Origin of the sequence: Arthrobacter sp. MP_M4 (genome assembly GCF_035984855.1) — a bacterium.
Lineage (GTDB): Bacteria > Actinomycetota > Actinomycetes > Actinomycetales > Micrococcaceae > Arthrobacter.
Map to the genome: position 1 here is coordinate 47,119 of NZ_JAXCHX010000021.1, position 14,357 is coordinate 61,475.

The following is a 14,357-nucleotide window of genomic DNA, read 5'->3' on the forward strand; positions in this document are numbered from 1 at the left end:
TGGTCCGCTGCCGAATGTTGCAGCTCGGTAACGAACATAACGGCCGGTCAACTTTTCTTATGTACTCCTGATCTTCGGGTTTACGCTCATCCCATGTGAGACAGCCCACACTGCCGCTGGGGGAGTGTGTACGTCTGCCGGCGCCTACGGTCCCGGTCCAAACCACACCAGAGAAACTAGGAGGCGGAATGCGATTCAGTCGTATTTCCAAAGCAGTGGGCGTGGCAGCAGCAGCTGCCCTGGCCCTCAGCGCCTGTGCGGGCACCAGCGGCGGGTCAACCACCACCACTGCAGCTGCCGGCGGCCAGGAGGGCGGCTCAGTCGCCGTCGCTGAAACGAACGGTTTCAGCAGCTTCAATCCCGGGACGGCAGATGGCAACTCGGACGTTAACGGGCACGTCGGTTACGCCACCCACTCAAGCTTCATCTACATCGACGACAAACTAAACATCGTCAGGAACGAGAAGTTCGGCAAGTATGAGAAACTCTCCGACGATCCTCTGACAGTCAAATACACCGTCAACGAAGGCGTCAAATGGTCGGACGGGACGCAGGTAAGCGCTGCTGACCTGCTGCTTTCCTGGGCATCAGGCTCCGGATATTACGACGACGCTGACGCCGAGGCCAAGACCGGCACTACCTACTTCAAGACCGCCGCAGACACCTCGGGCCTGAATCTGACCGACTTCCCCGAGCTGGGTGCCGATGGCCGGAGCCTGACGCTGAAGTATTCCAAGCCGTTCGCTGATTGGGAACTGGCATACAGCTTCCCCGGAAACGGTGGCGTTGACATCCCCGCCCACGTGGTGGCGAAGCAGGCCGGCTTGAACGACGCACAGGCACTGGTGGATCTCCTCAAGGGACTCAAGCGCGGCGACAGCACGTCACCGGCGCCCGTCAACGAGGGCCTGAAGGCCGTCGCTGATTTCTGGAGCACCGGGTTTGAGTCGAAGACACTGCCCAGCGATCCGAGCATGTACCTCTCCAACGGTCCGTACATCATCAAGTCCGTGGTGCCGGAGCAGTCCGTCACTCTGGTGCGCAACAAGGACTACAACTGGGGCCCGGCCCCGAAGCTGGACGAGATCGTGGTCCGGACCATCGGTGCGGCCCCCGCGCAGGTCCAGGCCCTCAAGAACGGCGAAGTGGACATCATCAACCCGCAGGCGTCGGCGGATACCGTGGAACAGCTTAAGGCGCTCAGCGGCGTCAACCTGCTCCTGGGCAACCAGCTCTCCTACGACCACCTGGACTTGAACTTCTCCGGTCCGCTGGCCGAGAAGAACGTCCGGGAGGCTTTCCTGAAGACGGTTCCGCGCAAGGACATCGTGGACAAGATCATCAAGAAGATCGATCCCGAGGCGAAGCCCCTCGATTCCCAGATCTTCGTGCCGGCCCAAGCTGCGTACGCTGACTCTGCGGCAAAGAACGGATCCTCGCTTTACCAGGAAGTTGACATCGACGGGGCCAAGAAGCTCCTCAACGGTGCCACCCCGGAGATCCGCATCATGTACAACAAGGACAACCCCAACCGGGTCGATGCGTACTCGCTGATCCGTGAGTCCGCCACCAAGGCCGGCTTCAAGATCGTCGACGGCGGACTGGGCAAAGCGGACTGGAGCTCGAGCCTAGGCGACGGATCCTACGATGCGACCATTTTCGGCTGGATCAACTCCGGTGTCGGGGTCTCGGGTACTCCCCAGATCTTCAAGACCGGCGGTGGATCGAACTACAACGGCTTCTCTGATGCGGAGGCAGACAAGGCAATGGATGAGCTGATCGTCACCACCGACAAGGCCAAGCAGGATGAACTCCAGACCAAGATCGACGCCGACATCTGGGGCTCCGCCTACGGCGTCCCACTGTTCCAGTCACCGGATGTCAAGGCATCCTCTGACCAAATCACCGGAGTGACCTCAATGCCGAACCAGACCGGCGTCTGGTGGAATGTCTGGGACTGGTCCCGGAAGTAATCCGACGTTGAGCGAGCACATCGCCTAGCGGGCGCCGGGGCCGAGTTTCACGGCCCCGGCGCCTTCTGGCTACCCGCCGGTACCAGCCGGCTCCACCGGTATCTGCACGACGGCGGAGCGGCGCGATTCTGCGATTGGCCCGGACCGACCCGGACCTGGATCCTGAGGCTTATACAAAATGGTGACCTACATTGTCAGGCGGCTCATCACGGCCGCCCTGATTCTTCTGGGAGCGTCCTTTCTCGTCTATCTCCTGACAGCGTCCTCGGGTGACCCGCTGGCCGATCTGCGGGCCAGCAACGCTCCCAACAAACAGCAGCTGATGAACGCCCGCACGGAGCTGCTGGACCTCGACACTCCCGCCCCCGCACGATACTTCAAGTGGCTTGCCGGGGCCGCCCAGTGCCTCGTTCCCTTCGCCGGGACCTGCGACCTTGGCAAGAGCGTTTCAGGGCAACCCATCACCGAGGCGCTGGGAATAGCCCTCGTCCAGACGCTGACCCTCGTCACCGGAGCGACGATCCTGGCCATCCTCATTGGCATCACGCTGGGCATCATCACAGCCCTCCGGCAGTACAGCGCACTCGACTACGGCGTAACCTTCATGGCCTTCTTGTTCTTCTCCCTGCCGATCTTCTGGGTCGCGGTGCTCCTGAAGGAATACGGTGCCATCGGCTTCAACGACTTCCTGCGGAACCCCGAAATACCCCTTCCCACAGCCCTGGGTGTCGGTGCTGCCGCCGGGCTGCTCGTCGGCGTCGCCGTGGGAGGGGAACTGCGGCGGCGGCTCCTGACGGGCGGCACTGTGTTCGCCGCCGTGACGCTCATCCTGATCTACTTTTCCGCCACCGCGTGGTTCAAGACACCAGGCCTGGGGCCTGTCGTGATTGCGATCGCCGGTGCCGGAATCGCCGTCGCCGTTACGGTGCTCGTCGCCGGCCTGCGGAACCGCCGGGCCCTGCGGGCAGCGCTGCTTGTGGTGGGCCTGGGCGTCATCTCCTACTTCGCCGTGCAACCGCTGCTCGACCAGGCAACAGCGCTGATGATCGCCCTTCTGGCTCTCGCCACCGTCCTGGTCGGCACCGCCGTCGGGTACTTCATGGGCGGATACGACCGCGGACAGTCTATGCGGGCGGCGGGTATCACAGCGTTCCTCGTCGGCGGCCTGGTGGTGATGGACCGCTTCATGCAAGCCTGGCCCTCGTACTTCAGCAACAGCCGCGTCCGGGGGCGTCCGATTGCAACCATCGGCGCCGGAACCCCAAATATCGAGGGTGACTTCTGGATACTCAGCATCGACACCTTCACCCACCTGATTCTGCCGACGGTGGCGCTGATCCTCGTCTCGCTGGCCAGCTACACGCGGTTCACCCGGTCATCGATGCTGGAAATCATGAATATGGATTACATCCGCACGGCCCGGGCGAAGGGTCTGTCTGAACGCTCGGTCATCATGGGCCATGCCTTCCGCAACGCGTTGATACCGATCGCCACCATCGTGGCCTTCGACATCGGCGCCCTGATCGGCGGCGCCGTCATTACCGAGAGCGTGTTCTCCGTCCGGGGAATGGGCTTCCTGTTTCTGGACGGCATCACCCACATCGACCCGAACCCGGTCATGGGCGTCTTCCTCTGCGTCGCCGTCACCGCCATGGTCTTCAACTTGATAGCGGACCTGGCGTATTCCGCCCTCGATCCGCGCGTAAGGATAAAAGCATGAGCCAGCCAACCCAAGAGGAGGAAATCCTGGCGCAGCAGGCCCTGCGCGGCCGGGGAGAGACGCCGTCGGAGCCCGGGGCATCAGGGCTCAGCCAGGGGCAGATTGTCCGGAAACGCTTCTTCGGCCACACCGGCGCACTCGTGGGCCTGGCCGTGTTCGCGCTGATCTTTATCCTGGCGTTCACTTCTGTCGGCGTGGCAGGTGTCCCCGGCTGGTGGAAGTACAACCACCTGGACGTCTCCCCGCTGGTGGGCGACGGGGCGCCGACCGCGGGGCTGGTGCCGCCCGCCTGGGGCGAGCATCCCTTCGGCCAGGACCGGATCGGCCGCGACCTGTTTGCGATGACCATGCGCGGGGCGCAGCAGTCCATCGTCATCATGATCCTGATCGGTTCCATCGCAGGGATCCTGGGCGCTGTCATCGGCGGGTTGTCCGGCTACTTCCGAGGGTGGGTGGAAGCGGTGCTGATGCGGATCACCGATGTCATCATCATCATCCCCGTCCTGCTGCTGGCCGCCGTGGTTGCCCAAATCGCCGGACGCCGGGACGAAGGCAGCATGTTTGCGTCCTTCGCGAACTCCAACGGGATCCTGGTGCTCGGAGTCTTCCTGGGGCTGGTGAGTTGGGTCGGCTTGGCCCGGCTGGTCCGTGGTGAGTTCCTGACTTTGCGCGAGCGGGAGTTCGTCGACGCGGCGCGGATTTCAGGTGCCAGCAACGCGCGGATCATCTTCAAGCACATTCTGCCGAACGCCGTCGGCGTCCTGATCGTCAACGTCACGTTGACGATGTCGGCGGCCATCCTGCTGGAAACGGCCCTGAGCTACCTCGGCGTCGGCGTCAAATCGCCGGACACCTCCCTTGGGCTGCTCATCTCGCAAAACCAGGAAGCTTTTGCCACCAGGCCATGGCTGTTCTGGTTCCCCGGCCTGTTCATCGTCCTGATCTGCCTGAGCATCAACTTCATCGGCGACGGCCTGCGCGATGCCTTTGACCCGCGGCAGAAAAAGTTCAACGCCAGGAAGGCCGCGGACCCGGGGACGCCACCCGCGGAAAGTCCCGCCGGGTCGGCCCCTCGCGCAACGACGGAGCACTGAATGCCGGCCCCCTGCTCCGCTCAGGTCCCCGCTGCCGCAGCGCCGGCGCTACCGGGCCGTGACGGTCCAGCAGCTGGCGGCCAGAAGCAGCACGACGGCGCTGGCCGCCACCCAGCGGTAGGTTACCTGCACGGCTGTGGTGGCGGCGTCGCCAACGGCAAGTTGGCCGCTTTCCGCCAGATCCTCCCAGCGGACGCGGACCAACAGGGCAGCCTGCCCCGAATCGGTGGACTTCAAATCGCCCGGACGGACAGATTTTCCGGGGCCGTAACTGGTGGCCGGAAGGCCGCGCAGGTCTCCCGGGCGGGCATTGCGGCCGCCCCAGATTCCCGGCGCCGGCGCGGCCCACGAGGTGTAGCTCTTCCCGGCCGTGACCAGGGTGAGGGCAAACCGGGTATCGACCTGGACCAGTGCCGCCCACGGAACCAGCACCGACCGGAACGGGTTCTCCAGCGTGACCCCGCCGTCGTGGACCACAACGGCGGGCATCCAGAACAGTTGCCAGCCGAGGAACGCGATCAGCAGCAGCGGGGCAGCGCCGACGAGTGCGGCGGGACCGGCCGTCACGGCCGTGGCAACGACGCCGAGGCAGGCCACAGCCCAGGACAGCCCTGCGATCCATTTATTCGTTACGGCCTTGAAGATTTCGACGTGACCGGTGTGCGGCGCGGATCCCATGCCCCCCATATTTCAGTATTCCGAGCCGCAGCACTAATTTCCGGAGCACCGGCGGCCCGGGTGGAAGGAAAGCCCCATCATGACTGACTTCATCGCCCTCGACCCGGTTGTTCCGCCCCCGGCCGGCAAAGAGGAGCCTGTACTTGAGGTCCGCAATCTCAGCGTCGACTTCGGCGTGGACCGCAAGTGGGTTCCCGCCGCGATCGGCTTGAATTATGAGGTGCACGCCGGCGAGGTGCTCGCCATCGTGGGCGAGTCGGGCTCCGGGAAGAGCGCCAGCTCCATGGCTTTGCTGGGCCTGTTGCCCAGTAACAGCCGCGTGAGCGGAAGCGTGAAACTCGGCGGCAAGGAATTGCTCGGCGTCAACGAGGCCAACATCCGGGCCGTCCGCGGCAAGGACGTCGCGGTGATATTTCAGGAGCCGATGACGGCCCTGAACCCCGTGTATACCGTCGGCGCCCAAATCGTGGAAACCGTCCGCCTCCACAGTGAAGTCTCGCCCGCGGAAGCGAAGCAGCGTGCTTTGCGCATGCTTGAACTGGTGGAACTGCCGGACCCGGAGAAAGCGTTCAGGTCCTACCCGCACCAGCTCTCCGGCGGCCAGCGACAGCGCGCCATGATCGCGCAGTCACTTTCGTGCGACCCGAAGTTGCTCATCGCCGACGAGCCGACCACGGCCCTCGATGTCACCGTCCAGGCCGAAATCCTGGACCTCATGCGGAACCTGCGGAACAAGCTGGACAGCGCGATCGTGCTGATCACCCACGACATGGGTGTTGTGGCGGACCTTGCAGACCGGATCGCCGTCATGCGCCGCGGTGTGATCGTCGAAAGCGGCAATGCAGCGGAGATCTTCCACGACCCGCAGCACGAATACACCAGGGCCCTGCTCGCGGCCGTTCCCCACCTGGGCCAGGGCGGCACGGAATCCGTAGCGGAGGTCGACGTCACAGCTGCCCTTGCCGCCGCCACGCACGCTGAAATCGTCTCCATTCCGGAAGAGGAATTACTCCGCCGCGAGCAGGTTAACGCGAAAGCACTTGCCGCTGCCCGGGCTCCGTCACCGGAGGGTGTTCCCGTCCTGGAGCTGACGGGGGTGGCCATCGAATACCCCAAGCAGGGCCGGGTGCCTGCCTTCCGCGCCGTGGAAGACGCCAACTTGGTGATTTATCCGGGCCAGGTTGTCGGGCTGGTGGGGGAGTCCGGTTCGGGCAAGACGACGATCGGCCGTGCCGCCGTCGGCCTTCTGCCCGTGGCGGCCGGCACCATGAAGGTGGTGGGGCAGGACATCTCCGCGGCTAAGAGCAACGGCCGGCAGTTGCATGAGATGCGCCGCCATGTAGGCATGGTGTTCCAGGACCCCTCGTCCTCGCTGAACCCCCGGCTGCCCATCGGTGAAAGCATCGGCGAGCCGATGTTCCTGGCGAAGGTGGCGAAGGGGGCGGATCTGCAGAAGCGGATCGAGGCGCTGCTGGATCAGGTGGAGCTCCCGCGGGAGTACCGCAACCGCTACCCGCACGAACTCTCCGGCGGCCAGAAGCAGCGCGTGGGCATCGCCCGGGCCCTCGCCCTGAAGCCCAAGCTCATGGTCGCCGATGAACCAACCTCCGCCCTCGACGTGTCAGTTCAGGCCAAGGTGCTCGACCTGTTCCAGAACCTGCAAAGGGAGCTCGGCTTCGCCTGCCTTTTTGTCACCCATGATCTTGCCGTGGTGGACGTGCTGGCGGACCGGATCTGCGTGATGCAGCGCGGACGCATCGTGGAACAGGGCACCCGGGACCAGATTCTGCGCAATCCGCAGGAGCCGTACACCCAGCGGCTGCTGGCTGCGGTGCCGCTTCCTGATCCGGAAAAACAGCGGGAACGCCGCGAATTGCGGGCGCAATTGCTGGCGGCCGGGGAGAGTTAACCGCGGCTAACGCAGCTTGCCCGCCGGCGAATAGTACCAGCCAGTAGGGTGTGACTTGAAATACATTGAACGTGACGGTAAGGGTCACGAATTTGTCGGGTCACGGTTTGGCAACAGAGTTCCAGCATTCGGACTTCAACGGGTTAGGCTACTTCTATATGTAGGCCACGTCACAGGGGATACCTCTGTGCCTGCCTGCGTGAAGGCATAAGTCTTCCCTCTCGAACTCCCACAACTCATAGGAGGCGGAATGCGTTTTTCGCGCACTTCCAAAGCACTGGGCATGGTGGCCATCGCCGCTCTCGCCCTGACCGGATGCGGCGCCGGTGGCGGCACCACGTCCGGTAGCGGCAGCACCGGCGGCGACACCAGCAAGGTGATTCTCGCCGACGGTTCCGAGCCCCAGCGTCCGCTGATGCCGGCCGACACGAACGAGGTCGGTGGCGGCAAGGTCATCGACATGATCTTCGCGGGCCTGGTCAGCTATGACCCCAGCGGCAAGCCCGTTAACGAACTCGCCGAGTCCATTGAGGGCAAGGACGGCCAGAACTTCACGATCAAGATCAAGAAGGACCAGAAGTTTACGAATGGCGAGGCCATCACGGCGAAATCGTTCGTCGATTCCTGGAACTTCGGCGCTGCCGCCAAGAACGCCCAGCTCAGCGGCGCGTTCTTCGAAAGCATCAAGGGTTACGACGAAGCGAGCGCGGAAGGCTCGACCGTTGAAACCATGTCCGGCCTGAAGGTCGTCGACGATCAGACCTTCACTGTCGAACTGAAGCAGCCCGAATCCGACTGGCCGCTGCGCCTCGGCTACACGGCGTTCGTTCCGGTCCCGTCCGGCGCCCTCGCGGACCCCAAGGGTTTCGGCGAAAAGCCGGTCGGCAACGGCCCCTACAAGCTGGCTGACGGCGGCTGGCAGCACAACGTGCAGATCCAGCTCGTTCCGAACCCGGAATACAACGGCCCGCGCAAGGCCAAGAACGCCGGCGTGACGTTCAAGATCTTCCAGAACGACGACGCCGCGTACCAGGACCTGCTGTCCAACAACCTGGACATCCTGCAGACCATCCCCACGAGCGCCTTGAAGAACTTCAAGTCCGACCTGGGTGAGCGCACCATCAACAAGCCGTACGCAGGCAACCAGACCATCGCGATCCCGGAATACCTGCCGGAGTGGAGCGGCGAAGCCGGCAAGCTCCGCCGCCAGGCCCTCTCGATGGCCATCAACCGCGACGAGATCACCAAGGTCATCTTCAGCGGCGCGCGCCAGCCCGCCAAGGAATTCACCGCCCCCGTCCTGGACGGTTACAGCGACTCGATCCCGGGTTCGGAGAACCTGAAGTTCGATGCTGCCAAGGCCAAGGAAACCTGGGCGAAGGCAGACGCGATCCAGAAGTGGGACGCGGAGAAGACCTTCACCATCGCCTACAACGCCGACAAGGGCGGACACAAGGCATGGGTCGAAGCTGTCGTGAACCAGCTGAAGAACACCCTCGGCATCAAGGTTGAAGGCAAGCCGTACGCCACCTTCAAGGAAGCCCGCAACGATGCAACCGCCAAGACGCTGACCGGTGCCATCCGCGCCGGCTGGCAGGCCGACTACCCGTCGCTGTACAACTTCCTGGGACCGATCTACAAGACCGGTGCCGGCTCGAACGACGCTGACTACGCCAACCCGACGTTCGACAAGGCCGTCTCCGACGGCCTCGCCGCCTCCTCGGTCGCCGAAGGCAACAAGGCCATGAACAAGGCCCAGGAGATCCTGCTGACGGATCTTCCGGCCATCCCCCTGTGGTACCAGGTTGCCCAGGGCGGCTGGAGCGACAAGGTCTCCAACGTTGACTATGGCTGGGACGGCGTTCCGCTGTACTACAACATCACCGGCAAGTAACAACACAACGACGGCGGGGGCTGCCCAGACTGGGGTCTCCGCCGTCGTCGTGTTTCCAGCATCTCTTGATGGCCCGGCTTTCCGGGCGAACTTTTCGCGGGCCGACCACCGTGAGTAACCCGGCGTCGTCCCGCATCTATAGTGAAAAGGTTCTTTGATGAACAACTCCACCGCATCCTTGGACAGGATGCATGCTCGCGGGGGTGTGGTGCGCTGATGGCGACCTACATCCTCAAGCGTTTCCTGCAGCTGATCCCCGTCTTCCTCGGCGCGACACTGCTGGTCTATTTCCTGGTCTTCAGCCTCCCCGGCGACCCCATCGTGGCTCTCTTCGGCGACAAGCCGGTCAACGAGGCCGTGGCGTCGCAGCTCCGCGCCCAGTACCACCTGGACCAGCCGTTCTGGATCCAATACCTGCTCTACCTCAAGAGCATCTTTACCTTCGACCTCGGCCTGGACTTCTCCGGCCGCCCCATCGCAGCGGTCCTTGGCGAAGTGTTCCCCGTGACGGCGCGGCTGGCCGTCATGGCCCTCATTTTTGAAGCCTTCTTCGGCATCATCTTTGGCCTCATCGCCGGCCTGCGCAAGGGAAAGTTGTTCGACGCGACTGTGCTCGTGGCCTCGCTGATCGTCATCGGCATCCCGATCTTCGTTCTCGGGTTCCTGCTGCAGTACTTCATCGGCGTCCAGCTGGCGTGGGCGAAACCCACGGTCAGCTCAGCCGCGACTGTCCAGGACCTGATCCTGCCGGCGATCGTCCTGGGGCTGGGCTCCTTCGCCTACGTCCTCCGGCTGACCCGGACCAGCGTGCTCGAGAACATGAGCGCCGACTACGTCCGCACAGCCTCGGCCAAGGGCTTGTCCCGGTTCAAAGTGGTCCGGGTGCATATCCTGCGCAACTCCCTGATTCCGGTCATCACGTTCCTCGGCGCCGACCTCGGCGCCCTGATGGGCGGCGCGATTGTCACGGAAGGCATCTTCAACATTCCGGGTGTCGGCAACCGGCTGTACCGGGCCGTCCTGTCAGGGGAAGGACCGACGGTGGTCTCGATCGTGACCGTCCTGGTGTTGATTTACTGCCTCTCCAACCTGCTCGTTGACCTGCTGTACGCCTGGCTTGACCCGAGGATCCGCTATGACTCCTGATGTGAACAACGCAAATTACAGCGCCGCCGCTCCTGCGGCGCGCCACAAAGAGCATTTCGTCGCAGACCTCGCCGAGACGCCGCTGCAGGCGACCGACCGGGTCAAGGAGGACAAGGCGCCGCTGAGTCTTTGGGGCGAGGCGTGGAAGAACCTGCGCAAGCAGCCGCTGTTCCTGATCTCCGCGGTCCTGATTCTGGTCGTCGTGGCCGTTTCGCTCTTCCCGGGCCTGTTCTCCGGGATCGATCCGACGTCCGAGGCCTGCCAGCTGGCGAACTCGGACGCAGGACCCGCCGACGGCCACCCGCTGGGCTTCACCCAGCAAGGCTGCGACGTCTACGCGCGCGTCATCTTCGGGACACGGTCCTCCGTGACCGTGGGTCTCTTCACCACCATCGGTGTCCTGCTGATCGGCGGAATCATGGGGGCCGTGGCCGGTTATTACGGCGGCTGGGTGGACGCCGTACTGGCCCGCATCAATGACATTTTCTTCGCCCTCCCGCTGATCCTTGGTGCCATCGTGCTCATGCAGCTGCCGATGTTCCGCACCAACCGCACGGTCTGGACCCTGGTGCTGATCCTGGTCACCTTCGGCTGGCCGCAGATCGCCCGAATCACCCGCGGTGCCGTGATCGAAGTCCGCAACGCCGACTTCGTTGTGGCGGCCCGGTCGCTGGGTGTCTCGAAGTTCGGCGCCCTCATGCGCCACGTCATGCCGAACTCGCTGGCCCCGATCATCGTCGTCGCCACGATTTCGCTCGGCACCTTCATTGTGGCCGAATCCACGCTGTCCTTCCTCGGCATCGGGCTGCCGCCCAGCGTCATGTCCTGGGGAAACGACATCCAGGCGGCGCAAGCTTCGCTCCGGTCCAACCCGATGCCGCTGCTGTACCCGGCCATCGCGCTGTCCATCACCGTCCTGAGCTTCATCATGCTGGGCGATGCCCTGCGTGATGCCCTCGATCCCAAAGCGCGCAAGCGATGAAAGGGGAGACCTTGAACGCCTCCGTAGAAATCCAGGAAGCGGGCATCTCCGCGGACCGGCCGCTGCTTGAAATCAAGGACCTCGCGATCACCTTTGCCACCGGCAACGGCGACGTCCAGGCAGTGCGGAACGCGCACCTCACCATCATGCCGGGTGAGACGGTCGCCATTGTCGGCGAGTCCGGGTCGGGCAAGTCGACCACTGCCCTGGCCGCCATCGGCCTGCTGCCGACCAACGGCCGCGTCTCTGCCGGCCAGATCCTGTTCGACGGCGAAGATATCTCCAACGCCGGTGAAAAACGGATGATTGAACTCCGCGGAAACAGCATCGGCATGGTCCCGCAGGACCCTATGTCGAACCTGAACCCCGTGTGGAAGATCGGGCAGCAGGTCCGCGAGACGTTGAAGGCCAACGGACTTCCTGACAGCCAGGACGACGTCGCAACCGTCCTGTCGCAGGCGGGCCTGCCGGACGCTGCGCGGCGGGCCAAGCAGTACCCGCACGAGTTCTCCGGCGGCATGCGCCAGCGTGCCCTGATCGCCATCGGCCTGTCGTGCCAGCCGCGTCTGCTGATTGCTGATGAGCCGACGTCGGCCCTGGACGTCACGGTCCAGCGGCAGATCCTCGATCATCTGGACAAAATGACCACCGAACTTGGCACCGCGGTGCTGCTCATCACCCACGACCTCGGCCTGGCCGCCGAGCGGGCGGACAAGGTGGTGGTGATGTACCGCGGTCAGGTCGTGGAATCCGGGCCGTCCCTGGAGCTCCTGCAGAACCCGCAGCACCCCTACACCCAGCGCCTGGTTGCCTCGGCGCCGTCGCTGGCTTCCCGGCGCATCACGGTCGCTAAGGAATTGGGCGTCGAGACAGATGACCTGCTGGCCCCCGCCGAGGCCGTGGTGGTGGAACCGGCCATGACCGCGGACGTATTGCAGATCCAGAACCTGAGCAAGGTCTTTAAGTTGCGCTCGGGCTTTGGCAAGTCAATGGACTTCACCGCCGTCGACGACGTCTCCTTCGGCGTCAAGCGCGGAACCACGACGGCAATCGTGGGCGAGTCCGGTTCCGGAAAGTCCACCGTGGCGCAGATGGTGCTGAACCTCCTGACGCCCACGTCCGGGAAGATCATCTTCGACGGCGTCGACACCTCCACGCTCAACAGCAAGGAAATCTTCGCCTTCCGCCGCCGGGTACAGCCGATCTTCCAGGACCCGTACGGGTCTTTGGATCCGATGTACAATATCTTCCGGACCATCGAGGAGCCGTTGCGGACCCACAAGATCGGGGACAAGACCAGCCGCGAGAAGAAGGTTCGTGAACTGCTGGACCAGGTGGCCCTGCCGCAGTCCACCATGCAGCGCTACCCGAACGAACTCTCGGGCGGGCAGCGCCAGCGAGTCGCAATCGCCCGTGCCCTCGCCCTGGACCCCGAGGTGATCATCTGCGATGAGGCCGTCTCTGCACTCGACGTCCTGGTCCAGGCGCAGGTGCTGAACCTGCTCGCCGAACTGCAGTCCCGGCTGGGCCTGACCTACCTGTTCATCACCCACGACCTCGCCGTGGTGCGGCAGATCGCGGACCACGTGTGCGTCATGGAAAAGGGCAAGCTGGTGGAAACGGGATCCACCGACGACGTCTTCGACGCTCCCCAGCAGGACTACACGAAGGCACTGCTCAACGCGATCCCCGGTGCACGCCTGATGTTGCCCCCGGAAGTCGCCTGACCTGCCTGAACTCCGCTCAATGAGTCGAGCTGAATGACACGGGAGCCGGTGTCCGCCCAGGGGCGGACGCCGGCTTCCGTGTCGTTAACGAGCGCGGAAGGCTGCGACGCCCGGCGGGGGCAGGCGCTCGTCTCCGCGGCTCGTCTCAGCGCCTCGTCAGGGACTCAACGAGTCCGGGGATCGGGGCCTGCAGCGTAAATTCCGCCAGCCGCCGGGCCAGCAGGACGGCCAGGGCGGCGTGTCCGTCGGCATTCATGTGGACGCCGTCGGCCATCGACTTGGTGAGGTTGTAGCGGGTCAGCCAGTCCCCGACGCTGACAAAAGGAATGGAGTGCCGGGCTGCCACCGTGCCGAGCAGCGCGTCGACCTGGGTACGGCGTCCGCCGCCATTGGCGGCGCCGCGGGCGAGCGTCCCCACCATGGCCAGCCGAGCCTCGGGATAGCGCCCCCGGACACCGGCGATCAGCCGCTCGGCATTGGCGGAGATTTGCTGATCCGTTGCGCCCCGGGCGGCGTCATTGCCGCCGCCCTCGATTACCACGAGGGGCGGCGAACCGTAAGGGAGCAGCCAGTCGCCGCGCTCAAGGGCGTCGATGTAGTTGCCGGTCTTGCCGTTGGCTGCAACATAGCCCGTGCCGCCCAGGCCGCAGAAATGGACCGTGTAACCCAGGCTGGCCAGTGCTGTCCGGGGCCAGGACGTCACGGGCTCGGACTGGGAATCGCCGATCAGCACGGCTGTCCTGGCGATGTCCGCCACGACCACCTCGTCCCGGCCACTGGCGGGGTTCCGGTAAGTGCTGCCCGCGGGCAGGTTCACGGGGACGGGCGGCGGGGCGAGGGGGGCCGCCGGTTCGCCGGCCGGGCCAGGCAAGGGGAAATAGTTGGCTTTACCGTCGGAGCCTAAGTCCAACGGTTCGCCGGGAGCGCCGGGAGCGCCGGGAGCGCCGGGAGCGCGGTACGGGGCGGCGGGAGCGCGGTGCGGCGCCGCGGCGGGGACGCCGCTACGCTGGCTTGCGCCGGCGTCGGGCGTGGGGGCGGATGGTGTCTGCCCGCAACCCGCAGCAAGGATGCCTACGGCGATCGTCGGTGCGACCAAGCGGGACAGGGCCGAGGCGTTGCGCAAGTGATGTCTCCGTGCTGGCTGCTGCTGTCTCAGCAATCATGGGGCATCGGGCCGATAAAATCCAGTGACTTTACTCACAGGCGCCGTGCCAATTTCCCGTCCTCACTGACC

Annotated in this window: 10 protein-coding genes; 8 read left to right on the top strand and 2 right to left on the bottom strand. The window is 64.5% G+C overall.

The genetic code is table 11. The annotated features are described in order from the left end of the window. Positions 1–188: 188 nt before the first annotated feature. From RCH15_RS14420 to RCH15_RS14430, 3 genes are all read left to right on the top strand, one after another. Positions 189–1,973 carry an ABC transporter family substrate-binding protein gene (locus RCH15_RS14420; protein ID WP_442784520.1) on the top strand — a complete coding sequence of 595 codons (1,785 nt, stop codon included), beginning with the start codon at positions 189–191 and terminating at the stop codon, positions 1,971–1,973. 178 nt (positions 1,974–2,151) lie between these two features. After that, positions 2,152–3,693, top strand: coding sequence for an ABC transporter permease (locus RCH15_RS14425; RefSeq protein WP_326961356.1), 1,542 nt, complete (start codon positions 2,152–2,154; stop codon positions 3,691–3,693). Then, positions 3,690–4,787 (top strand): ABC transporter permease, encoded by a 1,098-nt coding sequence (locus tag RCH15_RS14430; protein ID WP_326961357.1) that lies wholly within the window; start codon positions 3,690–3,692, stop codon positions 4,785–4,787. The genes RCH15_RS14425 and RCH15_RS14430 overlap by 4 nt, the downstream gene beginning before the upstream one ends. Before the next feature lie 48 nt (positions 4,788–4,835). Here RCH15_RS14430 and RCH15_RS14435 read toward each other — a convergent pair whose 3' ends face one another. Continuing rightward, the gene (locus RCH15_RS14435) at positions 4,836–5,465 is read right to left on the bottom strand and encodes a PH domain-containing protein (protein ID WP_326961358.1); all 630 of its coding nucleotides are present in this window, start codon (positions 5,463–5,465) and stop codon (positions 4,836–4,838) included. 79 nt (positions 5,466–5,544) lie between these two features. On the opposite strand from RCH15_RS14435, the gene RCH15_RS14440 reads away from it, so the two are divergent. The 5 genes from RCH15_RS14440 (at position 5,545) to RCH15_RS14460 (ending at position 13,123) form a co-directional block, all read left to right on the top strand. Continuing rightward, positions 5,545–7,374 carry an ABC transporter ATP-binding protein gene (locus RCH15_RS14440; protein WP_326961359.1) on the top strand — a complete coding sequence of 610 codons (1,830 nt, stop codon included), beginning with the start codon at positions 5,545–5,547 and terminating at the stop codon, positions 7,372–7,374. Between the two features lie 250 nt (positions 7,375–7,624). Continuing rightward, positions 7,625–9,268: a peptide ABC transporter substrate-binding protein gene (locus RCH15_RS14445; protein WP_326961360.1), complete on the top strand. Its 1,644-nt coding sequence runs from the start codon at positions 7,625–7,627 to the stop codon at positions 9,266–9,268. 216 nt (positions 9,269–9,484) lie between these two features. After that, on the top strand, positions 9,485–10,414 hold the full coding sequence (locus RCH15_RS14450; protein WP_326961361.1) for an ABC transporter permease: 930 nt from the start codon (positions 9,485–9,487) through the stop codon (positions 10,412–10,414). Then, positions 10,404–11,396, top strand: coding sequence for an ABC transporter permease (locus RCH15_RS14455; protein ID WP_326961362.1), 993 nt, complete (start codon positions 10,404–10,406; stop codon positions 11,394–11,396). The genes RCH15_RS14450 and RCH15_RS14455 overlap by 11 nt, the downstream gene beginning before the upstream one ends. Next, positions 11,393–13,123: an ABC transporter ATP-binding protein gene (locus RCH15_RS14460; protein ID WP_326961363.1), complete on the top strand. Its 1,731-nt coding sequence runs from the start codon at positions 11,393–11,395 to the stop codon at positions 13,121–13,123. The genes RCH15_RS14455 and RCH15_RS14460 overlap by 4 nt, the downstream gene beginning before the upstream one ends. 145 nt (positions 13,124–13,268) lie before the next feature. On the opposite strand, the gene RCH15_RS14465 is transcribed toward RCH15_RS14460, so the two are convergent. After that, positions 13,269–14,246, bottom strand: coding sequence for an SGNH/GDSL hydrolase family protein (locus RCH15_RS14465; RefSeq protein ID WP_326961364.1), 978 nt, complete (start codon positions 14,244–14,246; stop codon positions 13,269–13,271). Between the last annotated feature and the right edge of the window lie 111 nt (positions 14,247–14,357).

Bases quoted from the DNA above. Each gene is read 5' to 3' on its own strand.
- RCH15_RS14430 (WP_326961357.1), top strand. From the start codon at position 3,690: ATGAGCCAGCCAACCCAAGAGGAGGAAATCCTGGCGCAGCAGGCCCTG.
- RCH15_RS14440 (WP_326961359.1), top strand. From the start codon at position 5,545: ATGACTGACTTCATCGCCCTCGACCCGGTTGTTCCGCCCCCGGCCGGC.
- RCH15_RS14460 (WP_326961363.1), top strand. From the start codon at position 11,393: ATGAAAGGGGAGACCTTGAACGCCTCCGTAGAAATCCAGGAAGCGGGC.
- RCH15_RS14450 (WP_326961361.1), top strand. From the start codon at position 9,485: ATGGCGACCTACATCCTCAAGCGTTTCCTGCAGCTGATCCCCGTCTTC.
- RCH15_RS14420 (WP_442784520.1), top strand. From the start codon at position 189: ATGCGATTCAGTCGTATTTCCAAAGCAGTGGGCGTGGCAGCAGCAGCT.
- RCH15_RS14435 (WP_326961358.1), bottom strand. From the start codon at position 5,465: ATGGGATCCGCGCCGCACACCGGTCACGTCGAAATCTTCAAGGCCGTA.
- RCH15_RS14445 (WP_326961360.1), top strand. From the start codon at position 7,625: ATGCGTTTTTCGCGCACTTCCAAAGCACTGGGCATGGTGGCCATCGCC.
- RCH15_RS14455 (WP_326961362.1), top strand. From the start codon at position 10,404: ATGACTCCTGATGTGAACAACGCAAATTACAGCGCCGCCGCTCCTGCG.
- RCH15_RS14425 (WP_326961356.1), top strand. From the start codon at position 2,152: ATGGTGACCTACATTGTCAGGCGGCTCATCACGGCCGCCCTGATTCTT.